Source organism: Mesorhizobium sp. WSM4821 (assembly GCF_055901555.1).
On sequence record NZ_CM148371.1, the window covers coordinates 5,327,869 to 5,348,764 of the forward strand.

A 20,896-nucleotide genomic window follows, 5' to 3' on the forward strand; every position below is an offset into this window, starting at 1 on the left:
GCCGACTGCTCACTTCGCCGACACACTAAGGCCGCCCTCTACCTCCAGCACCAGCCGGCGATTGGTGACCCTCGCCAGTTGCGCCATGCGCCCGGCAGGCCGCTCGCCGTAAAGATCGGCCAGTGACGCCGGCAGCACCAGCGCTAGCACGCCATTGCCGCGATTCTCCCATCTCAGCCGCGGCATGACGCCCGGCATCGCCGCCGTCAACAGGTAGACGACGCGCATCACCGCGGCCAGCGCGCGGGCGCGCTCGAGGTAGCGCGGCGTCGCCAATCCCCGGATTTCCGGAGCGGCTTCATTGAACAGGCCCTCGTGGCGAAACAGACTGACAAGCGCCAGGAAGGCGCGCCCGGGATGGTCGACGCCGATGAAGGAGGCATGGGCGATGATGTTGAGCGACTGCTTGCCGCGATATTCGGGATGCGCGCGCCAGCCGATGTCGGCAAGCAGGCAGGCGGCCCGGCGATAGCGCGTCTCGTCGTCGGTCTCGTCGATGCCGAAGGCGGCAAAGGTCTTGCCCGTCCATTCGACAAGCTCCTGCGCGTGGGTGACCGAGCGCGAGCGAAGCCGGGCGAGTTCCTCCGCGGCCGAGATCAGCGGATCCGCCTTCTGCTCGGCGGCGTCGAGCAGCGAATAGAGAAAGCCTTCGCGCACGCCAAGCGCCGAGACGATGATCTTGGACGGCTGCATCGCCGCCATGATCTCCTGCAGCACGATGGCGCCATAAGGCAGCAGCGAGCGGCGGTTCTTCGAGACGCCTTCGATACCCCTCACCTTCTCGATCTCGCCCTTGGCCACCTGCTTGAGGAAATTCGCAGCGCTGTCGATGCCGATCTCGTAGTGGTGCATGACGCTTAGCGGATATCTGGTCATTTCCATGTGCAGCCGGGCGAGGTTTCGCCAAGTGCCGCCGACCGCATAGAACGGCCTGCCCCGCCCGCCTTTCAGGAGCTTTGCCCTTGCCAGTTCGTCGCGCGCTATCTTTGCCGCCTGGGGCAGTGAGTTCCTGGCCATGTCCTGCAGACGCAGGCCGCCCAACGGCAGCGTGATGCCGTCGCCGATCGCCTCGCCGTCGACGTCGACCAGTTCGAGGCTGCCGCCACCGAGGTCGCCGGCGATGCCGTTGGCCGGATGGAAGCCGGAAATGACGCCGAGCGCGGAATAATGCGCTTCCTGTCGTCCGCTCAGCACCTGGACTTCGGTCTTGAGCACGTCTTCGGCGCGGTGGATGAAATCGGGACCGTTGACCGCCTCACGGGCGGCGGCGGTCGCCAGCACATACATGTGCTCGGAGCCAGCCTGATCGGAGAGCGCGCGGAAACGGCGAAACTCCTCCATCGAGCGCGTCACCGCCCCGGGGTCGAGCTTTCCGGTCGAAACGATGCCGCGGCCGAGGCCAGCCAGCATCTTTTCATTGAACAGCGTGGTCGGCGAGCGCGCCAACCCCTCATAGACGACAAGGCGGATCGAGTTCGACCCGATGTCGATGATGGACAGCGGTCGGCGGTCCTGAAGCCGGCCCTGGGACGTTGAAATCATCAGCCGGACGCTGCGCCGTTTTTCTTGCGGCGCTTGAACTGCGCGATGCGCTTGGGCGCATGCGATTTCAGCGCATCACCCCGTCCCGAAAGGCTCGGATTGGTCATGAAATATTCCTGCGCGTTGAACGGTTCCTCGCCCTCCTCAAGCACGGCGCGCCGGGAGGTTCCGTCAGCCAATACGTCGAAACTTTGCTGGTTGTCCATGATGTTGCCCAGCATGATCTGGCCGAGGACCTGTTCATGCACAGTTGGATTGGTGATCGGCACCATGGTTTCGACACGGCGGTCGAGGTTGCGCGGCATCAGGTCGGCCGACGAGATGTAGACGACCGCCCCGTCCGAGGGCAGTCCATGGCCGTTGCCGAAACAATAGATGCGGCTGTGTTCGAGGAAGCGGCCAACGATCGACTTGACCCTTATGTTCTCCGACAGGCCGGGCACCTGGGGTCTCAGGCAGCAGATGCCGCGCACGACGAGATCGATCTCGACACCGGCGCGGCTGGCGTCATAGAGCGCGTCGATGATGATCGGATCGACCAGCGAATTCATCTTCATCCAGATGCGCGCCGGCCGTCCCTCGAGCGCGTGCGCAATCTCGTCCGAAATGTGCTTGAGAATGCGTTTGCGCAGCGTGAATGGCGATATGGCCAGCCGCATCTCCTCGGTCGGCTCGGCATAGCCGGTGATGAAGTTGAACAGCTGGGCGACATCGCGGGCGATCGTCGGATCGGTGGTGAAGAAGGACAGGTCGGTGTAGATGCGCGCGGTGACCGGGTGGTAGTTGCCGGTGCCCAGATGCACGTAGTTGCGCAGCTTGCCGTCCTCGCGCCGCACCACAAGCGACATTTTCGCGTGGGTCTTCAGTTCGAGGAAGCCGAACACGACCTGCACGCCGGCGCGCTCGAGGTCGCGCGCCCAGCGGATGTTGGCCTCCTCGTCGAAACGCGCCTTGAGCTCGACCAGCGCCGTCACCGACTTGCCGGCCTCCGCCGCGTCGACCAAAGCGCGTACGATCGGGCTGTCGTTCGAGGTGCGATAGAGCGTCTGCTTGATCGCCACCACTTCAGGGTCAGCCATGGCCTGGCGCAGGAACTGCACCACCACGTCGAAGGATTCATATGGGTGGTGAACGATGATGTCCTTCTCACGAATGGCGGCGAAACAGTCACCGCCATGCTCGCGGATGCGCTCGGGAAAGCGGGGATTGTAGGGCGTGAATTTGAGATCGTCGCGAGCGATGGCGACGATCTCGGAAATCTGGCTGAGCGCCAGGGGACCGGTGAGCACGCTGATGCGGCTCGACGAGACGCCAAGCTCACCGGCGACGAACTCGCGCAGTTCGGCCGGCATCAGCTTGTCGAATTCGATGCGGATGACCGAGCCGCGGCGGCGCCGCTTCAGCGCCGTCTCGAACAGGCGCACGAGATCCTCGGACTCCTCCTCGACCTCGATGTCACTGTCGCGGATGATGCGGAACGTGCCGGAGCCCTTGACCTCATAGCCGGGGAACAGCTTGCCGATATAGAGGCCGACCGCCTCTTCCAGCGGGATGAAGCGGACATGTTGCTTGCGGTCGGGCAGGCGGATGAAGCGCTTCAGCGCCACCGGCAGGCGCAGCAGCGCACTCATCTCCTCGCCATTCTTGCGATGGCGCAATTGCAGGGCCATCGAGAAGCCGAGATTGGGAATGAACGGAAACGGATGCGCCGGGTCGATCGACAGCGGCGTGAGCACCGGAAACACCTGTTCCTGGAAATGATCTTCAAGCCAGGCCTTCTCGTCCTTGGTCAGCGCATCGCGGGTGACGCTCTCGATGCCTTCCTTGTCTAGCAGCAGCATCAGCGCCGAAAGACTTTTCTGCTGGTCTTCCTGCAGACGCTCGACCTCGCGCAGCAACTGTTCCAGCTGTTGTTCGGGGGTGCGGCCGTCCGGGCTCTTCAGCGAGATGCCTTCGCGAACCTGGCCGGCGAGACCGGCGACGCGGACCATGAAGAACTCATCGAGATTGGCGGCCGATATCGACAGGAAGCGGACACGCTCGAGCAGCGGGTGATTGGCGTTCAGCGACTCCTCGAGGACGCGGCGGTTGAATTGCAACCAGGAAAACTCGCGGTTGACGAAGCGGTCCGGGTTGCCGCCTTCCGGGCTCGCCACCTCGACAGTGGTGAATTCGCTCTGCACTGGCTTTAGTTGGTTCATCATTCCTGCTCGTTCCCACCGCTACCGGCCAGAGCGCCACGCGCCCTTTCGGACGCGCAAGGGACGCGCGGCCCATTTTGAAGCTACTCATAATCCGTTCCGAAAACCCGATTTCGGTTTCCGGGCCTATGCCTTAACCGGCTTAACTTATCCTCTGACAGGCTTTTGCGACAGTTTCATTTCATCGATCTTGCAAAGAGAAGGGTTATGATCCAGATGCAGATAGAGACTGAAGCGCCGCGTGTCCTGCCGGATGCGCAAAGGACGCCGCGGAATTTCAATTTGCGCATGACCTCGAAAATGTCGATCTCGAGATCATGCCGGAGCTAAAGGAGAGGACGATGGCAGGCGGTTCCATTCCCCATTTCCAGAACGATGCGGGCTATCCGGCGATCGACATCGGCGTCAAGGAATTCATGTGCACCGGAGCCAACCCGCCTTTCGACCATCCGCACGTATTTCTCGACATGGGCGACGACAATGAAAAGGTCTGCCCCTACTGCTCGACGCTTTATCGCTATTCGCCAAAGCTGAAGGCGACGGAAACGCAGCCTGCCGGGTGCCTGTATATCGGCCAGGCCGCCTGACGCGCACGCATGGACGATACGCGGTCCCGGCAGGTCATCATCGCCGGAGCTGGCATTGCCGGGCTGACCGCGGCGCTGGCATTTTCCGAGCGCGGCTATCTGGTGCGGCTGTTCGAGCAGGCACAGCACCTCGAAGCGGCCGGCGCCGGCATCCAGCTCTCACCCAACGCAACGCGCATCCTTCGGCAACTCGGCGTGCTCGACCGGCTCCTGCCGGCGGCGGTGCGGCCGGAGGCGGTCGTGCTCAAAGACGCCGCCACGCTACGCGAGCTGGCGCGGGTACCGCTTGGCGAAGCAGCCGAAAGGCGCTGGCAGGCGTCCTATCTCGTCGCCCATCGGGCTGATCTGCAGGACGCGCTGATGGCGCGCCTTACGGAACAGCCCGACATCAGCTTCGTCACCGGCGCGCGCGTCGGCAGCATCGCCGCAGGACCGCGCCATATCACGGCAGCGGCCGAGATTGCCGGCAAGGCCGTCGAGACGAGCGGCTTTCTGCTGATCGGGGCCGACGGCGTCTGGTCGACGATCCGCGGCCTCGACCCTTCCGGCAAGAACAGGTCGGGCGGGAACGGGGTTTCCGCCGCTGGGCCGGTTTCGAGCCGGTTTTCGGGCGAGCTTGCCTGGCGCGCCACGATCGGCGCCGACAGCGCCGCGGGAGCGGCCTTTGCGGCGGTCGGCGCCGCCAGTTGCGTGACCGCCTTCCTGCATCCCGGCTTCCACCTCGTCGTCTATCCGGTCAGTGGCGGCACGGCGTTCAACCTTGTTGCCTTCACCAAGGGCGAGATCATCGCCGAGGGCTGGTCGGGCCACGCCGATCCCAACATCCTCACCAGCGCCATGCGGGGCACGGCGGCGGCGCTGGTCCGGCTTGCCGAGGATGCCGGCCCGTGGACCGCATGGCCGGTCCATACGGTCGACCAAAGGCAGCCGTGGACGACGCCCGCGGGCATCGCGCTGATCGGCGATGCGGCGCATGCGATGACGCCGTTTGCGGCACAGGGCGCGGCGATGGCGATCGAAGACGCCGCAACCCTCGCCGGCTTTGTCGCCGCCTCCCCCGCCGACCTCGCAGGCGCGCTTGCCGCCTGGGAAAAGATGCGGCGTCGGCGCGTTTCCCAAGTCGCCCGCCGCGGTGCCGTCAACCACCTCGCCTGGCACGCTTCCGGGCCTGTGGCGGCTGCCCGCAACCTGTTCCTGAAGCTGCGCTCGCCGGAAAAGCTCGCAGCGGATTTGGACTGGCTGTATGGCTGGCGGATGCCGGAAGTTGGCGTGCGATGATACGCTTGACAGGCCGGCAGGACAGAGGGCGCGCGAAGGAATGATACGTTAGCCGATAGCAGACGCGATCGCCGGCCGACAGCCCTGACGCAAGAGAGTCCGGCCGGATTTCGGCCGAGCGCTTTTCATTTGCGTGAGAGCGATCAGTGCAGGATTTGCGACAGGAACAGTTTCGTGCGCTCGTGGCGCGGATGGTCGAAGAATTCGGCCGGCGTATTCTGCTCGACGATCTGGCCCTGATCCATGAAGATCACCCGGTTGGCGACCTTGCGGGCAAAGCCCATTTCGTGGGTGACGCAGAGCATGGTCATCCCTTCTTCGGCGAGGCCAACCATCGTCTCCAGCACTTCCTTGATCATTTCCGGATCGAGCGCCGAGGTCGGCTCGTCGAACAGCATGATGCGTGGGTTCATGCACAGCGAGCGGGCGATGGCGACGCGCTGCTGCTGCCCGCCGGAAAGCTGGCCGGGATATTTGTTGGCCTGTTCCGGGATCTTGACGCGCGTGAGGAAGTGCATGGCGATTTCCTCGGCCTGCTTCTTCGGCGTCTTGCGCACCCAGATAGGCGCCAGCGTGCAGTTTTCCAGGATGGTCAGATGCGGGAACAGGTTGAAGTGCTGGAACACCATGCCGACCTCGCGGCGCACCTCGTCGATCTTCTTGAGATCGTTGGTCAATTCCTTGCCGTCGACGATGATCTTGCCCTTCTGGTGCTCTTCCAGCCGGTTGATACAGCGGATCATCGTCGATTTGCCGGAGCCCGACGGGCCGCAGATTACAATGCGTTCGCCGCGCATCACCTTCAGGTTGATGTCCTTCAGCACATGGAATTCGCCGTACCATTTGTGCATGGCGATGATGTCGATGGCGACATCGGTGGTGGAAACCTGCATCTTGGCGGCATTGACCTTGATCTCTTCCGCGCTGACTGCATTTTCTGTGGTCATGGAAGGTTCCCTTTTTTGTTCTTAGCGTTTGTAACTGGTGTCGAGCCGGCGTTCCGTGAACATCGAATAGCGCGACATACCGAAGCAGAACAGCCAGAAGACGAAGGCGGCGAACACCAGGCCGGACCTGGCCGTCTGCGCCGTCGCCCAGTTGGCGTCGGAGAAATTCTGTTTGACGATGCCCAGCAGGTCGAACATCGAGATAACGATGACCAGGCTGGTGTCCTTGAACATGCCGATGAAGGTGTTGACGATGCCGGGAATGACCAGCTTCAGCGCCTGCGGCATCACGACCAGCCCCATCTTCTGCCAGTACCCAAGGCCAAGCGAATCAGCACCTTCATACTGGCCCTTGGGGATTGCCTGCAGGCCGCCGCGTATTACTTCGGCCATGTAGGCAGCGGCAAACAGCGATACGCCGATCAGAGCCCTGAGAAACTTGTCGAAGCTGACGCCGGCCGGCAGGAACAGCGGCAGCATGACGCTGGCAAAGAACAGCACGGTGATCAGCGGGATGCCGCGCACCGTCTCGATGAAGATCACGCACAGCATCTTGACGATCGGCATCTTCGAGCGCCGGCCGAGCGCCAGCACGATACCGACCGGCAGCGACACGGCGATGCCGACGAAGGACAGGGTGAGCGTCACCAGCAGCCCGCCCCACAGCGAGGTTTCGACAAGCGGCAGGCCGAACATGCCTCCGACCAACAGGATGAAGGCCACGACCGGCAGCGCCCCAAAGAGAAGAATGGCGTTCAGCCCCTTGCGCGGCACCTTCGGGATGAGCAGCGGCACCAGAAGCGCCACGAACAGGATGGCGACCAGGATCGGCCGCCAGCGCTCCTCGATCGGATAGCGGCCGAACATGAACTGGCCGAACTTGGCGTTGACGAAGGCCCAGCAGGCGCCGGACCAGCCGTCCGGCTGGATGCCGCCTTGCGCCACCGTGGCGCAGACCGTGCGGTCCGGTCCCGTCCACTGGGCGTTGATGAAGGCCCAGTTGATCACCTGCGGCAGGATCATCGCGACCAGCACGATGCCGATGACGGTCAGGATGGTGTCGCCGGCCGAAGCGATCAGGTTCTTGCGCACCCAGGCGCCAAGCCCGCGCTCGCTTGGCGGCGCCGGCTCTGCCAGCGCCATTTCGACGCGGACGAAGGAAAGATCGTGTTCCTGCATGATCCTACCTCTCCACTAGAGCCATCCTGGCGTTGACCACGTTCATGACCGCCGAGGTCAGCAAGCTGAGCCCGAGATAGACTGCCATCATGATCACCACGCCCTCGACCGCCTGGCCGGTCTGGTTCAAAACCGTGCCGGCGGTTGCCGTCAGGTCCGGATAGCCGATGGCGATGGCGAGCGAGGAGTTCTTGGTCAGGTTGAGATACTGGCTGGTCAGCGGCGGAATGACGATGCGCATGGCTTGCGGAATGACGACGAGCCGCAGGATCGATCCCGCCCGCAACCCGAGTGCTGCGGCCGCCTCGGTCTGGCCTTTGCTGACGCCCCTGATGCCGGCGCGTACGATTTCGGCGATGAAGGCTGCCGTGTAGCAGGACAGCGCCAGATAGAGCGACAGGAACTCCGGCCTGACCTGGAAGCCGCCAACCAGATTGAACGTCGATTGCTTTGGATAATCGAAGCTCAGCGGGAAGCCGCTCAGCGCGTAGGCCAGCAGCGGCAGGCCGACGATCAGCGCCGCCGATGTCCAGAACACCGGGAATTGCTGGCCGGTCGCCATCTGCCGCTGTCGCGCCTTGCGGGCGACGAACCACGCCATGGCGATGCCGAGTAGCAGAGCAACCAGGATCAGCCAGGAGCCGTCGCCCCACACGGCGCGCGGAAAATAGAAGCCGCGCTGGTTGAGAAAGGAACCGAACGGCAAATAGATGCTCTCGCGTGGCGGCGGCAGCACGGCAAGCACGCCGGAATACCAAAAGAAGATGACCAGCAGCGGGGGGATATTGCGGAAGACTTCGACATAAACCATGCAGATCTTGCGGATCAGCCAGTTGTTCGAAAGCCGGCCGATGCCGATGATGAAGCCGATGATGGTCGCGGTGATAATGCCGGCGACAGCAACGATCACGGTGTTGATAAAGCCGACCAAAATAGCGCGGCCATAGGTCGAATCCGACGAATAGGCGATCGCGCTCTCACTGATGTCGAAGCCGGCGCGGCCGTTGAGAAAACCGAAGCCGGAAGCGATGCGCAGGCGCGTCAGATTGGCAACGACGTTGTGAGCGATCCACCAGACCGCCGCCACCAGCACGATGACGACCAGCACCTGGAAGACGATCCCGCGGATCTTCGGGTCGTTGATGAAGGAACCGCGGCTTGGCTCCTCGCGAAGAATTTCCTGCGATGCCATTCGACCATCCCCTGGAAAGAGAAACCGGAAGGCAGGACAGCTGCCTTCCGGATCACATTTCGATCAGCGGATCGGCGGAGCGTATTGCAGGCCGCCCTTGGTCCACAGCGCGTTGATGCCGCGCGCGATCTTCAACGGGCTGCCCGAACCGACATTGCGTTCGAACATTTCGCCGTAATTGCCGACGGCCTTGACGATGTTGACGACCCAGTCATTGGAAACGCCGAGATCGGTGCCGATCTTGGTGTCAGCCTCCTCGCCGAGCACGCGCTTGATCTCGGGATTGTCCGAGGCCTTCATCTCCTCGACATTGGCCTTGGTGATGCCGAGTTCCTCTGCCTGCAGCAGGGCGAAATAGGTCCACTTGACGATGTGGTACCACTGGTCGTCGCCCTGGCGCACGGCCGGTCCGAGCGGTTCCTTGGAGATGATCTCCGGCAGCACGACGTGGTCGGCCGGCGCGCCGAGCGTCAGGCGAATGCCGTAGAGGCCCGACTGGTCGGTGGTGTAGACGTCGCAGCGGCCAGCGTCATAGGCGGCGTTGACCTCTTCCAGCTTTTCGAAGACGACCGGGTTGTACTCCATCTTGTTCGACTTGAAATAGTCGGCAAGGTTGAGCTCGGTCGTGGTGCCGCTCTGCACGCAGACCGCCGCGCCCGAAAGCTGCAGCGCGGAATTCACGCCTGGCAGCTTCTTGGCGTTGATCATGAAACCCTGGCCGTCATAATAGGTGACGCCGACGAAATTCAGGCCGAGTGCCGTGTCGCGGTTGATGGTCCAGGTGGTGTTGCGCGACAGGATGTCGACCTCGCCGGACTGCAGCGCGGTGAACCGCTCCTTGGCGCTGAGCGGCGTGAACTTGACCTTGGTGCCATCGCCGAAGACGGCCGCCGCGACAGCGCGGCAGAAATCCGCATCGATGCCTTGCCAGTCACCCTTGTCGTCCGGCGCCGAGAAGCCGGCCAGACCGGTCGAGACGCCGCATTGGATGAAGCCCTTCGCCTTGACGTCGTCGAGCGTGGCCGCCGATGCGGCCGAAGCCATCAATCCAAACGCGGCGGCGCCCAGAATGCCGATTGCAATGTGTTTCATAACCCACAGACCCTTTTCTGTTTTTTTCAGGCGAACCTGACTTTTTTCCGTGTGAACGCAGCTTCCCGTTCCGGCCCATTCCCGGTACCCCGCATCGCAACCGACGCGCTGCCTCCCATTCACGGACTGCATCGAAGGCGATTATTCCAATGAGGTCAAGGAAAATGACCGAAACCGAAAGAGTTTGAAAACCAATTGCCGCAAATGCCTGAATTGCAGACAAACGCGCCTGGAAATTAGTCAGCAGTGCGAACAAAGCCGGCAAAGTCCGGTCAACGCAAAACGCGACCGGGCCTGCAAAATTTCGCCCTCGGCTTTACGCAGCGTTACTGACTTTCTCATGGAATGAATTGGTATGGCCCGCGCCTTTTACACGCCCCAGACGGCGCTCGCCAATGGATGCAAGGAACGCTTCAGCGGGGGAACAGCTGGAGTGCCACAGGGATCCGGCATCGATCAGGCAATCGGGCACACATGTTTTGCGGTCGCCTTTACAGCCCCATCGCCCGAGGGCGTGGGCGGCGCACCCTTCGATCGCTGACTACTTGGACCGGCCACTTGGAGTGATTTGGTCCATCCGAAGTCCGCCGGCTGGCGGGGCGCCGGCGGTTGCACGGTCAATGCCGCCGCACTATGGCTAGCGGTTTACGACAGGGCGAAGAGAGCAATGGCAAAAAACGACAGCGAGATGGGCATCAACACGCTGCTTGCCCATTCGGGCAACAATCCGCGCGACTATTTCGGCTTCGTCAATCCGCCCGTCGTGCATGCCTCGACCGTGCTTTATCCCAATGCGGCGACGATGGCTGCGCGCAGCCAGAAATACACTTACGGAACGCGCGGCACGCCGACCACCGACGCGCTGGCTCACGCGATCGACGCACTGGAAGGCTCGGCCGGCACGATCGTGGTGCCCTCGGGGCTGGCGGCGGTGACGGTGCCGCTGCTCGCCTTCATGTCGGCCGGCGACCATGTGCTGATCGTCGATTCCGTCTATCATCCGACGCGCAATTTCGCCGACACGATGCTGAAACGGCTGGGCGTCGAGGTCGAGTATTACGACCCCCATGCCGGCGCCGGGATCGCGGCGCTGATCAAGTCCAGCACCAGGGTCGTGTTCACCGAATCGCCGGCCTCCAACACGTTCGAGGTGCAGGACATACCGGCCATCGCCAAGGCCGCACATGCCGCCGGCGCGGTCGTCATGATGGACAACACCTGGGCGACGCCGCTCTACTTCCGTCCGCTCGACCACGGCGTCGACATCTCGATCCACGCGGCGACGAAATACCCGGCCGGCCATTCCGACGTGCTGCTCGGCACCGTGTCGGCCAACAAGGGCTGCTGGAAGCAGCTTTGCGAGACGTTCTACACGATGGGCTGCTGCCCCGGGCCCGACGACGTCTATCAGGTGCTGCGCGGCCTGCGCACGATGGGCGTGCGCTTGGACCATCATCAGCGCAGCGCGCTGGACATCGCCGGCTGGCTGGAGGGCCAGCCGGGCGTGGCGCGCGTGCTGCATCCCGCTCTCCCCAGCCATCCCGACCACGCTCTCTGGAAGCGCGACTTCTGCGGCTCGAGCGGCATTTTTTCGATTGTGCTCAAGGGCGGCAGCCAGAAACAGCAGCATGCCTTTCTCGACGCGCTCAAGATATTCGGGCTCGGCTATTCCTGGGGCGGCTATGAGAGCCTTGCCGTGCCGGTCTTCCTGGGCGACCGTGTCGTCGCCAAGGGTCCGTATGACGGCCCGCTCGTCCGCCTGCAGATCGGGCTCGAGGACGTCGAGGATTTGAAGGCCGATCTAGCGCGCGGCCTCGCCGCGGCGGCGGCTTGAGCGGCTTACCAAGCTGATTCGAAAAACCGGCATAGTGCTCTGAAAAGACTTGCGAAAAAGCAATTAAAAAAGTCATTTCAGTTGCTGACGGCCTCACCCTGATCGAACCCTGCCGGTGCTGCGTCTACCATGTTTCGGCCATCACCAACCGCCGCTCGAATGCCGGCGAATAATCTGTGCTAAAGTAACCTTATGAAAGCATGGCTGGAAACGGCAAGGAGCCGGGCGCGCGACATCAAGCTCGATATCGTCGCCCTGTGGTTCGCCGCGCGCGATCCTCGGGTGCCCTGGTCCGCGAAACTCGTGGCGGGGATGGTTGCCGCCTATGCGCTATCCCCAATCGACCTGATCCCGGATTTCATTCCGGTGCTCGGCTATCTCGATGACCTGATCATCGTACCGCTCGGCGTAATCCTGGCCATAAGGCTCGTTCCGCCGCCGCTGATGGGCGAGTTTCGAGCGCGGGCTGCCGCGCTCGAAACTCGCCCGCAAAGCAGGACTGGAATGTTCTTTATCGTGGCGCTCTGGCTGGCTTTGGCAGCTTTGCTGATCTGGGCATTCTGGCCTACTCCCTCCGAATAGTCCGATCAGGCTTCTCTGCGATCGAACTGCTCGAATGTTCCCTGAGAATCAACCACTTTATTGACTTGGCATGAAGCCTGCCAGCCATGCCGTCCCAGCAAAAAGCGTCACCAGCGTTAGCGGCAGGCCGACCTTGAAGAAGGCACCGAAAGACAGGGGTGTGCCGGAGACCGCGCGTGCTCGGCGACGATCAGATTGGCGACCGAGCCGAGCAGCGTGAAATTGCCGGCTAGCGTCGAGCTCATGGCGACGACCAGCCAGGCGCGTTCGGGGTCTTCTAGGCCGGGTATGAACGGCCGTAGCGCCAGCACGGCCGGAACGTTGCTCATGATGTTGGACAGCACCGCGGTGAAGCCGGACAGCCGCCACACATCGTCCAGCCCGAGGTCTTTTGCCGAGGCGACGATGTCGGGGGTCAGCAGCGTCTTCTCGGCGCCGGCGACGACGATGAACAGGCCGGCGAACATGAACAGCAGCGGTCCGTCGATCTCGCGGTAGATGCGCGCCGGCTTGATGGCGCGGGTCACCAGAAGAATGGCGCCGCCGATCAGCGCTGCCTTGGCGACCGGAAGCCCGGCGAAGAAGGCGATCGCCAGCCCGACGCAGACGACCACCGCTTTCAGCACCTGGCCCGGCAGCATGCGCCCGCGATAGACTTCGGGGCTGAGCTCGGCCTTGCGGGCGAATTCGGCCCGGTAGACGATGCGCACGATGACGATGACGGCGACGAGGCCGAACAGGGCCACCGGCGCCAGGGCTGCCGAGAAGGCCGGATAGGAAATCCCCGACAGCGCGCCGATGACCATGTTCTGCGGGTTGCCGGTGATGGTGGCGACGCTGCCGCAATTCGAGGCCGTGGCGGTAGCGATCAGGTAGGGAACCGGGTTGCGGTTGATGACGCGGGTAACGTGGACCACGATCGGCGCCATGACCAGGCAGATCGCGTCGTTGACCAGGAAGGCGGATAGCACGCCGGTCAGCAGAGTTACCATCATGAGCAGCATGAACGGCGCGTGCGCGTGCTCGATGGCGATGGCGCCGAGCGCACGGAAGGCGCCCGATACTTTCAGATGCGCGACCACGATCATCATGCCGAGCAGGAGCGTGATGGTGTCGAAATTGATGGCGCGGTAGGCGTCCTCCAGGCTGAGCGCGCCGATGGCGATCATCGCCGCGCCGCCGAGCAGCGCGATGCCTGCCCGGTCGAGGCGCAGGCCGGGGATCCTGCCGATGGCGACGCCGGCATAGGTCAGGATCAGGATCAGCAGCGCCGCCGCGCCCATCAATGTCATTCGTCGAAAAGCCCCATTCAGATCCGCCCTACCCCGACATCGGCGAATCCGCCAACGCCCTCCTTACTGCGGACATGGAATGAACGCAGGCACAAGAGATCCCGCGACCTCCGCGAAATCCTGTCTGCCGAGGTGTGCGGACGATCGGTAATACCGGAAAAAAGACACGGATTCGCGCGCCATGTCTCGGGTATAAACCGCAACCCATGTGTCCGGAACGGACCCTTGAATTACTGGCGATCCCGACAGGATTCGAACCTGTGACCATCGGCTTAGAAGGCCGGTGCTCTATCCAGCTGAGCTACGGGACCGCTGCGCCGACCCCAGGGGCCGGCGGAAACAATGCGCCGGGATCAGTTCCCGGCGTTGCCGGTCAATGTGTCCAGGGCGTCCTGCGGTCATAGCGGAAATTCTCCGCATAGGAAATCTGGCGGCGCTTGGTTTCCTTCGGCTCCTCGACACGGAAGGCCAGCCCCTCTTTCTCGGCATAGGCCACCGCCTCTTCCCTGGTGTCGAAGGTCAGCCTGATCTGGCTGCGCATGTCGCCCGAAGTGGTGTAGCCCATCAGCGGATCGATCTTCTTGCGCATCTCGGGATCGAATTCCAGCACCCAGTAGCCGGTCTTGGCCTTGCCGGACTGCATCGCGGTTTTGGCTGGGCTGAAAATGCGCGCGGACATGAACACCTCGTTGCTACGTGCGAGCGGCACCCGCCGCTTTTACTCCCGTCATTACTTCGCAATGCCGCCGGCGGCAAGGCCGATGCTCGCCGCGGCTTTTGGCACGGCGGGCCACCGACGATGATAGCATGGCGGTAGTGCGTGGCAGAAAATCAACGCCCCGCCATCAGCTTGAGCACTTTGCTATGGTCTGCATTTGGTGAGTCCAGCTTCAGATAGTCGTCATAGGTAATTCGGCCCGAAGCGATGCCACCGAGAAAGCGGCGGCAGTAGGTGGGGGCATAGTCGGCGATATTTCGATTGACGAGCTTTGCGTGTGCCACTTTCTGGCGCGAGCTCAGCCCGCGCTGGCGCGCTATGCAGTCGGCGATAAGCTTATGTGTTGTTTGCGGGCTATCGCGCATCTTCTCGTGCAGGTTATTCCAGGTCCCATAACTCATAGTGGTGCAGCCGGCCAAAACAATTGCCGAAACGGATACAGAAACTATGCTTTGTGAGATCACTGATTTTCTCCAATTGCGATGACACGAGACGATTTGACAGGGTGAAATCGAGAATCCATTGGGTGCGGCCAGCTATGATCCATTGAGACGAGCCACGCACGCGGACATCCAAGGGCTGAGAATTCCTCAACTCAAATGATCTCAGTCGATGAATCGTCAAGACCGTGACACGAGACAGGCATGCCTTGGCCGAAATTAAGCCATTGCTATATTTAACAGCTGACGCTATTCTCGGCCAAAAGAGTGAATTCGAGGACAATCTGAAAATGGTCGATGTCGGAGTATGGTTGCGCGATCGGATAAGCCGCCGTTCCATCCTTACGGGAAGTCTTGCCGCCGTGGGCGGCACGGCGATCGCTGCCCGCGGCGCGCTCGGTCAGTCCGCCCCGCATACCGGTCATGACACGGCGGCAGCCGGTCATGACACGGCGGCGGTGGCTGCCACCGATGCCGCACCTCAGCATATGAATGCGCATGGCGCGATGGTCACGGTCGGCGAGGTGGACAACGCCGCCAACGGCTTTGATCCGATCCCGATGCTGACGGACTGGGAGCGAGGGACGGTCTCGGCTCTGCCCAATGGACGCACGCTCAGGACGTTCGAGATGACGGCCGTCGACAAGACGATCGAAATCGCGCCGGGCGTCACCTTCCCCGCCTGGACGTATAACGGTCGCGTGCCCGGCCCGGCGCTGCGCGCCAAGGAAGGCGAGCGCATTCGCGTTGTCTTCAGGAACAACGGCTCGCATCCGCACTCGATGCATTTCCACGGCATCCATGCCGCCCGCATGGACGGAATTCCCGGCGCCGGGCTGGTCGATCCGGGTGCCGAGTTCGTCTACGAATTCGATGCCAGGCCCTTTGGCTGCCATCTCTATCACTGCCACGCCTTGCCGCTGAAGAGGCACATCCACAAGGGCATGTACGGCGCCTTTGTCATCGATCCGGACCCGGATCGCCATCCCGATCACGCGGAGATCGCCCGGTCACGGCTTCTCGACACGCCGGAGAATGCCGGCTGGCAGGAACTGGTGATGGTGATGAACGGGTTCGACACCAATTTCGACGAGGAGAACGAATTCTACGCCGCCAACACCATCGCCCATGCCTATGCGAAGACGCCGATCCGCATCGTGCGCGGCAAGCCGGTGCGCATCTATCTGGTCAATGTGCTGGAATTCGATCTCATCAATTCGTTTCACCTGCACGGAAATTTCTTCGACTATTTCGATCAGGGCACGACGCTGACGCCGACCTTGAAAACGGTCGACCTCATCATCCAGTGCCAGGCCCAGCGCGGCATCCTGGAATTCACCTTCGCCGAGCACGAACCGGGCCTCTACATGTTCCACGCCCACCAAAGCGAGTTCACCGAACTCGGCTGGATGGGGATGTTCGACGTCGTCGAGGCGCTGGCATGAACAAGATCGTCATCATCGGTTCGCCGGCAAGGTCACGCAACAACTGGCTGTGGATCGGCCTGCCTCTTGCCACACTCGCCATTGCGGTGGCGTGGATCATTGCCGTCAATCCGCTGCAGGGATTGTCGAATGGCGCTCCCGCCGTCGAGAAACTGACTTTCGAGCGTGTCGTGCTCGATACATCAGGCCTTCATCTGCTTGTCAGGGCCGGCGGTTCCGAGCCGATGACAATCGCCCAGGTCCAGGTCGACGGCGCCTACTGGCAATTCACCCAGGATCCGCCAGGCACCATCGCGCGCGCCTCCACGGCGTGGATCAATCTGCCCTTCCCCTGGGTTCTGGGCGAAACGCACACGGTCAACCTGGTAACCAACTCAGGCGTCACCTTCGAACACCTGATCGAAGTCGCGGTGCCGACCCCGACCGCCACCGCGGGACAGCTCAAGCTGCAGGGATTGGTCGGCATCATCGTCGGCGTGCTGCCCGTCGCCATCGGCCTGATGTTCTATCCGGCGCTGCGCGGTGTCGGGCAAAGCGGCATGAACTTCCTGCTGGCGCTGACCATCGGCCTGCTCGCCTTTCTGCTGGTCGACACGGTCGAAGAATCCTTCGAGCTGGTCGGAACGGCAGCCGCCGTATTCCAGGGGCCGGTCATGGTGGTGCTGGCGGGTCTGGCCAGCTTCCTTGTCCTGATGGCGATCGGACGGCGGCGCGGCACGCCGACAGGACTGGCGTTGGCCGGATATATCGCGCTCGGCATCGGCCTTCACAATCTCGGCGAAGGCCTTGCCATCGGCGCTGCCTTCGCGGCCGGCTCGGCAAGCCTCGGAACCTTCCTGGTGCTCGGCTTCGCCTTGCACAACATCACCGAAGGCATCGGCATTGCCGCCCCGATCCTGAAGGAGCGGCCACCGCTGTGGACGTTCGCCGGCTTGGTCCTGCTCGCCGGCGGGCCCGCCGTCCTCGGCATGTGGCTCGGCAGCCTCGCCTATGCGCCACAATGGTCGGCGCTAGCGCTTGCCATCGGCGCCGGCGCGATCCTGCAGGTCATCGTCGAGGTCGGTGCCTATCTGATGCGCCGCAACCAGAAGGGCATCGATGCCTTCTTCACACCGCCCGTCATGGGCGGCCTGGCGGCCGGCGTCGCCTTCATGTATGCGACGGCTGCCTTCATAAAGGTCTGACCGGACAGGAGTGCGGCGTTTCGCTCTCGGCCCGAGCCGGGTTTGTGCTGGTTTCGTCGTTTAAGGGGTTGCCTTCCAAAGCCCGGAACCCTATAGCCCGCAAGGACTCGGAGTGTAGCGCAGCCTGGTAGCGCATCTGGTTTGGGACCAGAGGGTCGGGAGTTCGAATCTCTCCACTCCGACCATCCATTCACCGGAAATCATCGGCCGTGCTGCCGGCGCAGCCGCGCCGGGCCACACCTGCGGCCGACGAAGCATGCCCCAGCGCGCGGCGGGCGAGCCCGGATTCCGCGCTGTCCGCCTAAAGGAGCGGACGTTCCTGCGCCGCTTTACGCCACCGGCCTCAAACCGACCGAGTATTGCCAGCACCTGCGCGTCGGCAAGGCACGCGAGATTCTGGAGCGACGACCCGGTCGATCGACCAGATCGCTTGGGATGTCGACTATGACGTCAAGCACGGGCGGGGGATCCTGTCGGTCGACCCGCACCAGATCGGGATTCCTGAGGACACTGCCGAAATCCAAGCCTTCGCGGGCCGCGGCTCAGCTCCCGCCGCCGGGCAGGGCCGCTCGTTCCACGCCAAAGGGCCTGCGGTAATCGCCCGGCACCAGGCCGGTTATCATATAGAACGTTGCGTGAAGGTAAGCTCGCCGGGAAGAGAACCCCAACCGCCCCGTCTCCCGGCGAGCCTACTACCTGATTTGATACGCAATCAGGACCGGGGTTAGCCGGCAAGGCTGACATTGCAAGACGGATGCCAGGATTATTTCCCGAAACGGGACACCGGCCGAGGCTTTTCCTATCTCCTTGTAGGAGAAGGTAAGTGCTTCCATCGTTTAAATCTCAAACTCGCCCTGGCCCTCATCCATGGCGCTGACGGTTTCGGCGGCGAGCACCCTCGTGATCGGCGTCTTGCGCTCCAGTGCCGTGCGGTCGAGCCGCTCCACCACCCGCATCGCGGTCGCCAGCGAGCGTTCGATGCGGCGCACCAGATATTGCACGACATGCGGCTCGACCTCGACCTGGCGGTCGGCGAACAGTTTTGTGATGACGCCGGCCAGAAGCAGATCGTCGGGCTCGTGGATTTCGACCGTCGCCGCCGCCTTCAGTCGCGAGGCGAGGTCCGGAAGCCTGACGCCCCAGGCGGACGGAAAGCGCCGCGCGGTCAAGAGCAAGGTCGAGCCGGCGCCGCGCACCGCATTGATCAGATGGAACAGCCCCTCTTCGTCGACAGGACCGGTATCGACATCGTCGATCAGGGCCGGTCGAGCGCCGATGCTCGCCATGCAGTCGCCGATGCGCCCGGCGTCGACCCCCACAGCGGCGGCGCGGGAGCGCCAGATCGAGGCCAGATGCGTCTTGCCCGAGCCTGCCGGGCCGGCGAGCACGACCACCGGCGACGGCCAGTCCGGCCAGCGATCGACCAGCGCCACCGCCTGGCTGTTGGTGCCGGAGACGACGAGCTCGTCGCGCGAATAGCCGGTGCCATGACCGAGGTCGAGCGGCAGTTGGCGCGGCGGGTCGATCTTGTTGCCTGGCATCCGTCATCAACCGCGCGGCTCGCCGCCCCCGCGGCGCGCCGGCAGCGGCGGCACCGGCTGGTCGACGTGGCCCTTGTAGAGCGGCGATTCGAGATAGCGGGCAATGGCAAAGCGCACCAGAACGGCGACCGCGGCAGAGGCCGGCACGGCGATCAGCAAGCCGACGAAGCCGAACAGCGCGCCAAATGCAAATAGCGAAAACATCAGCCACACCGGATGCAGGCCGACGCTTTTTCCCACCAGCCTCGGCTGCAGGATGTTGCCCTCGATGAACTGGCCGACGAAGAACACGCCGGCCACCGCCGCGACCATGGTCCAGTCCGGCCAGAACTGAACGAAGGCGACGCCGACGGCCAGCACCAGCCCGGTCAGCGAGCCGACATAGGGAATGAAGGAGATCAGCCCGGCGAACAGGCCGATGAGGATGGCGAAATTCAGCCCGGTCAGCGTCAGGCCGGTGGCATACATAGCGCCCAGAACCAGGCACAGCGTGCCCTGGCCGCGCACGAAGCCGGCGGTGGCGGTGTTGATGTCCTTGGCGATCGCCCTGACGGTCTGGACATAGTCGCGCGGCACCCAGCTGTCGACGATCGCCACCATGCGATCCCAGTCGAGCAGCATGTAGAAGGCGACGACGGGCGTAACGACGAACAGGCTGACCACCGACACCAGCGCCACGCCGGAGCTCCAGACCGAGGTGAACACCGTGGTCAGGAGACCGAAGCCGGAGGTCAGCAGCGAGTTCAACCCTTCGCGCAGGCCATTGGCGTCGACGCCGAATTTCTCTTCCAGCCATCTCGGGTCGAAGCTGGTGATCAGAGTCTGCAGCCGGGTCAGGTATTCCGGCAGCTTGCTGGCGAAATCGGCCATCTGCGTCGCCAGCACCGGAATGAGGATGACGAAGGCCAGCACCAGAACGACGATGAAGGCGATAAGGATGACCACCGTCGCCATGAGCCTGGACAGGCCGAGCCGCTCCAGCCGGTCGGCTACGGGATCGAGGAAATAGGCGAGCACCATGCCGGCCACGAACGGCAGCAGGATGCCGCTGAAGACATAAAGGAAGACCGCGAGGATGATGGCGCTGATCAGCCAGAAGCGGATCTGGCGACGGAACACCGCCGATGCCGCAGCCTCGGCTGCCGCGTCGATATCCTGATCAGTTGCCCGGTGTGGAGCCTTCGCCATAGCCGCTCATATGCCTCAGCCAAGCCACGAGATAGGCCGCGGCCGAAGCCACGGTCAAGACCCCGGACAGCAATATGAGCACCGGCCTGAGCGGGTCGAGATCGATGACGAGGGCCAGTTCACCCAGCACCACCGCCGCCAGCACGATCTGGATGGCGGTGTTGGCCTTCGACACGAACAGCGGCTTCATCTCGACCGGGTGGCCCATGACGGTGGACAAAAGCACGGCGCAGACGATCAGCGCATCGCGCGACACCATGGTGACGACCAGCCACAGCGGCAGCTCGCCGATGAAGCCCAGCACGACGAACACCGACACCAGCAGCAATTTGTCGGCCATCGGGTCGAGATAGGCGCCAAGCGCCGAAAACTGGTTGAAACGGCGGGCGATGAAGCCGTCGACGCCGTCGGAAATGCCGGCGATGAGGAAACCGGCGAAAGCCCAGTCCCAGCGCGCCTGCAACATGGCCAGCACCACGGCCGGCACCAGCACGAAACGCATAATCGTGATGATGTTGGGGATGGTCAAACGCATGTCCCGTCGCTTTTGTTTTGCTGATAGATGATGGAGATAGGAGGCGACGGCAAGTGGGAGCGACGCAGAAGCTGCCTGTCCACTCTTTTGTCGAGCCGAAAAGATCGGCATGCCTCCGT

Annotated in this window: 17 protein-coding genes, 2 tRNA genes and 1 pseudogene; 7 read left to right on the forward strand and 13 right to left on the reverse strand. The window is 63.1% G+C overall.

Annotated elements, in window-relative coordinates; translation table 11 throughout:
• Nucleotides 1-9: 9 nt before the first annotated feature.
• Together ppx and AC0NID_RS25985 are read right to left on the reverse strand one after the other, a co-directional pair.
• A complete protein-coding gene (ppx, locus tag AC0NID_RS25980) occupies nt 10-1,542 on the reverse strand; it encodes an exopolyphosphatase (protein ID WP_473458300.1) in 1,533 nt (510 codons plus the stop codon).
• Complete coding sequence (locus AC0NID_RS25985; protein WP_473458386.1) at nt 1,542-3,743, reverse strand: RNA degradosome polyphosphate kinase; 2,202 nt, start codon at nt 3,741-3,743, stop codon at nt 1,542-1,544. Before AC0NID_RS25985 ends, ppx begins: the two co-directional genes overlap by 1 nt.
• 341 nt (nt 3,744-4,084) lie before the next feature.
• On the opposite strand from AC0NID_RS25985, the gene AC0NID_RS25990 reads away from it, so the two are divergent.
• Together AC0NID_RS25990 and AC0NID_RS25995 are read left to right on the forward strand one after the other, a co-directional pair.
• Entirely contained in the window at nt 4,085-4,330 is a 246-nt protein-coding gene (locus tag AC0NID_RS25990) for a zinc-finger domain-containing protein (protein ID WP_145720512.1), read from the forward strand.
• A gap of 9 nt (nt 4,331-4,339) precedes the next feature.
• The gene (locus AC0NID_RS25995; protein ID WP_473458301.1) at nt 4,340-5,608 is read left to right on the forward strand and encodes an FAD-dependent monooxygenase; all 1,269 of its coding nucleotides are present in this window, start codon (nt 4,340-4,342) and stop codon (nt 5,606-5,608) included.
• 143 nt (nt 5,609-5,751) lie between these two features.
• Here AC0NID_RS25995 and AC0NID_RS26000 read toward each other — a convergent pair whose 3' ends face one another.
• The 4 genes from AC0NID_RS26000 to AC0NID_RS26015 all read right to left on the reverse strand — a co-directional run bounded on the left by AC0NID_RS26000 (nt 5,752) and on the right by AC0NID_RS26015 (nt 10,018).
• A complete protein-coding gene (locus tag AC0NID_RS26000) occupies nt 5,752-6,555 on the reverse strand; it encodes an amino acid ABC transporter ATP-binding protein (protein WP_473458302.1) in 804 nt (267 codons plus the stop codon).
• Between the two features lie 21 nt (nt 6,556-6,576).
• Nucleotides 6,577-7,734 (reverse strand): amino acid ABC transporter permease, encoded by a 1,158-nt coding sequence (locus AC0NID_RS26005; protein ID WP_473458303.1) that lies wholly within the window; start codon nt 7,732-7,734, stop codon nt 6,577-6,579.
• Nucleotides 7,735-7,738: 4 nt separating this feature from the next.
• Nucleotides 7,739-8,926: an amino acid ABC transporter permease gene (locus AC0NID_RS26010; RefSeq protein WP_473458304.1), complete on the reverse strand. Its 1,188-nt coding sequence runs from the start codon at nt 8,924-8,926 to the stop codon at nt 7,739-7,741.
• Nucleotides 8,927-8,989: 63 nt separating this feature from the next.
• The gene (locus AC0NID_RS26015; protein ID WP_473458306.1) at nt 8,990-10,018 is read right to left on the reverse strand and encodes an amino acid ABC transporter substrate-binding protein; all 1,029 of its coding nucleotides are present in this window, start codon (nt 10,016-10,018) and stop codon (nt 8,990-8,992) included.
• 667 nt (nt 10,019-10,685) lie between these two features.
• On the opposite strand from AC0NID_RS26015, the gene AC0NID_RS26020 reads away from it, so the two are divergent.
• Nucleotides 10,686-11,852, forward strand: a complete 1,167-nt coding sequence (locus tag AC0NID_RS26020; RefSeq protein ID WP_473458308.1) for a cystathionine beta-lyase — start codon at nt 10,686-10,688, stop codon at nt 11,850-11,852.
• Between the two features lie 192 nt (nt 11,853-12,044).
• On the forward strand, nt 12,045-12,434 hold the full coding sequence (locus AC0NID_RS26025; RefSeq protein WP_473522338.1) for a YkvA family protein: 390 nt from the start codon (nt 12,045-12,047) through the stop codon (nt 12,432-12,434).
• A gap of 57 nt (nt 12,435-12,491) precedes the next feature.
• Here the strand turns inward: AC0NID_RS26025 and AC0NID_RS26030 are convergent.
• The 4 genes and pseudogenes from AC0NID_RS26030 to AC0NID_RS26045 form a co-directional block, all read right to left on the reverse strand.
• A pseudogene (locus tag AC0NID_RS26030) lies at nt 12,492-13,726 on the reverse strand (anion transporter).
• Between the two features lie 234 nt (nt 13,727-13,960).
• Nucleotides 13,961-14,037, reverse strand: a tRNA-Arg gene (locus AC0NID_RS26035).
• 62 nt (nt 14,038-14,099) lie between these two features.
• On the reverse strand, nt 14,100-14,405 hold the full coding sequence (locus AC0NID_RS26040; protein ID WP_145720501.1) for an ETC complex I subunit: 306 nt from the start codon (nt 14,403-14,405) through the stop codon (nt 14,100-14,102).
• Nucleotides 14,406-14,557: 152 nt separating this feature from the next.
• Nucleotides 14,558-14,908 carry a hypothetical protein gene (locus AC0NID_RS26045; RefSeq protein ID WP_473458312.1) on the reverse strand — a complete coding sequence of 117 codons (351 nt, stop codon included), beginning with the start codon at nt 14,906-14,908 and terminating at the stop codon, nt 14,558-14,560.
• Between the two features lie 266 nt (nt 14,909-15,174).
• On the opposite strand from AC0NID_RS26045, the gene AC0NID_RS26050 reads away from it, so the two are divergent.
• The 3 genes from AC0NID_RS26050 to AC0NID_RS26060 all read left to right on the forward strand — a co-directional run bounded on the left by AC0NID_RS26050 (nt 15,175) and on the right by AC0NID_RS26060 (nt 17,698).
• Complete coding sequence (locus AC0NID_RS26050; RefSeq protein WP_473458314.1) at nt 15,175-16,329, forward strand: multicopper oxidase domain-containing protein; 1,155 nt, start codon at nt 15,175-15,177, stop codon at nt 16,327-16,329.
• Nucleotides 16,326-17,513 carry a ZIP family metal transporter gene (locus tag AC0NID_RS26055; protein WP_473458316.1) on the forward strand — a complete coding sequence of 396 codons (1,188 nt, stop codon included), beginning with the start codon at nt 16,326-16,328 and terminating at the stop codon, nt 17,511-17,513. Before AC0NID_RS26050 ends, AC0NID_RS26055 begins: the two co-directional genes overlap by 4 nt.
• A gap of 108 nt (nt 17,514-17,621) precedes the next feature.
• Nucleotides 17,622-17,698 (forward strand) — tRNA-Pro (locus AC0NID_RS26060).
• 651 nt (nt 17,699-18,349) lie between these two features.
• Here the strand turns inward: AC0NID_RS26060 and hdaA are convergent.
• The 3 genes from hdaA to AC0NID_RS26075 are packed head-to-tail and all read right to left on the reverse strand — an operon-like array spanning nt 18,350 to nt 20,771.
• Nucleotides 18,350-19,054: a DnaA regulatory inactivator HdaA gene (hdaA, locus tag AC0NID_RS26065; protein ID WP_473458318.1), complete on the reverse strand. Its 705-nt coding sequence runs from the start codon at nt 19,052-19,054 to the stop codon at nt 18,350-18,352.
• Nucleotides 19,055-19,060: 6 nt separating this feature from the next.
• The gene (locus AC0NID_RS26070; protein WP_473458319.1) at nt 19,061-20,242 is read right to left on the reverse strand and encodes an AI-2E family transporter; all 1,182 of its coding nucleotides are present in this window, start codon (nt 20,240-20,242) and stop codon (nt 19,061-19,063) included.
• Complete coding sequence (locus tag AC0NID_RS26075; RefSeq protein WP_473458388.1) at nt 20,214-20,771, reverse strand: CDP-alcohol phosphatidyltransferase family protein; 558 nt, start codon at nt 20,769-20,771, stop codon at nt 20,214-20,216. The genes AC0NID_RS26070 and AC0NID_RS26075 overlap by 29 nt, the downstream gene beginning before the upstream one ends.
• Nucleotides 20,772-20,896 lie beyond the last annotated feature (125 nt).

Coding starts and splice junctions, on each gene's coding strand:
- ppx (WP_473458300.1), bottom strand. CDS start 1,542: ATGATTTCAACGTCCCAGGGCCGGCTTCAGGACCGCCGACCGCTGTCC.
- AC0NID_RS25985 (WP_473458386.1), bottom strand. CDS start 3,743: ATGAACCAACTAAAGCCAGTGCAGAGCGAATTCACCACTGTCGAGGTG.
- AC0NID_RS25990 (WP_145720512.1), top strand. CDS start 4,085: ATGGCAGGCGGTTCCATTCCCCATTTCCAGAACGATGCGGGCTATCCG.
- AC0NID_RS25995 (WP_473458301.1), top strand. CDS start 4,340: ATGGACGATACGCGGTCCCGGCAGGTCATCATCGCCGGAGCTGGCATT.
- AC0NID_RS26000 (WP_473458302.1), bottom strand. CDS start 6,555: ATGACCACAGAAAATGCAGTCAGCGCGGAAGAGATCAAGGTCAATGCC.
- AC0NID_RS26005 (WP_473458303.1), bottom strand. CDS start 7,734: ATGCAGGAACACGATCTTTCCTTCGTCCGCGTCGAAATGGCGCTGGCA.
- AC0NID_RS26010 (WP_473458304.1), bottom strand. CDS start 8,926: ATGGCATCGCAGGAAATTCTTCGCGAGGAGCCAAGCCGCGGTTCCTTC.
- AC0NID_RS26015 (WP_473458306.1), bottom strand. CDS start 10,018: ATGAAACACATTGCAATCGGCATTCTGGGCGCCGCCGCGTTTGGATTG.
- AC0NID_RS26020 (WP_473458308.1), top strand. CDS start 10,686: ATGGCAAAAAACGACAGCGAGATGGGCATCAACACGCTGCTTGCCCAT.
- AC0NID_RS26025 (WP_473522338.1), top strand. CDS start 12,045: ATGAAAGCATGGCTGGAAACGGCAAGGAGCCGGGCGCGCGACATCAAG.
- AC0NID_RS26040 (WP_145720501.1), bottom strand. CDS start 14,405: ATGTCCGCGCGCATTTTCAGCCCAGCCAAAACCGCGATGCAGTCCGGC.
- AC0NID_RS26050 (WP_473458314.1), top strand. CDS start 15,175: ATGGTCGATGTCGGAGTATGGTTGCGCGATCGGATAAGCCGCCGTTCC.
- AC0NID_RS26055 (WP_473458316.1), top strand. CDS start 16,326: ATGAACAAGATCGTCATCATCGGTTCGCCGGCAAGGTCACGCAACAAC.
- hdaA (WP_473458318.1), bottom strand. CDS start 19,054: ATGCCAGGCAACAAGATCGACCCGCCGCGCCAACTGCCGCTCGACCTC.
- AC0NID_RS26070 (WP_473458319.1), bottom strand. CDS start 20,242: ATGGCGAAGGCTCCACACCGGGCAACTGATCAGGATATCGACGCGGCA.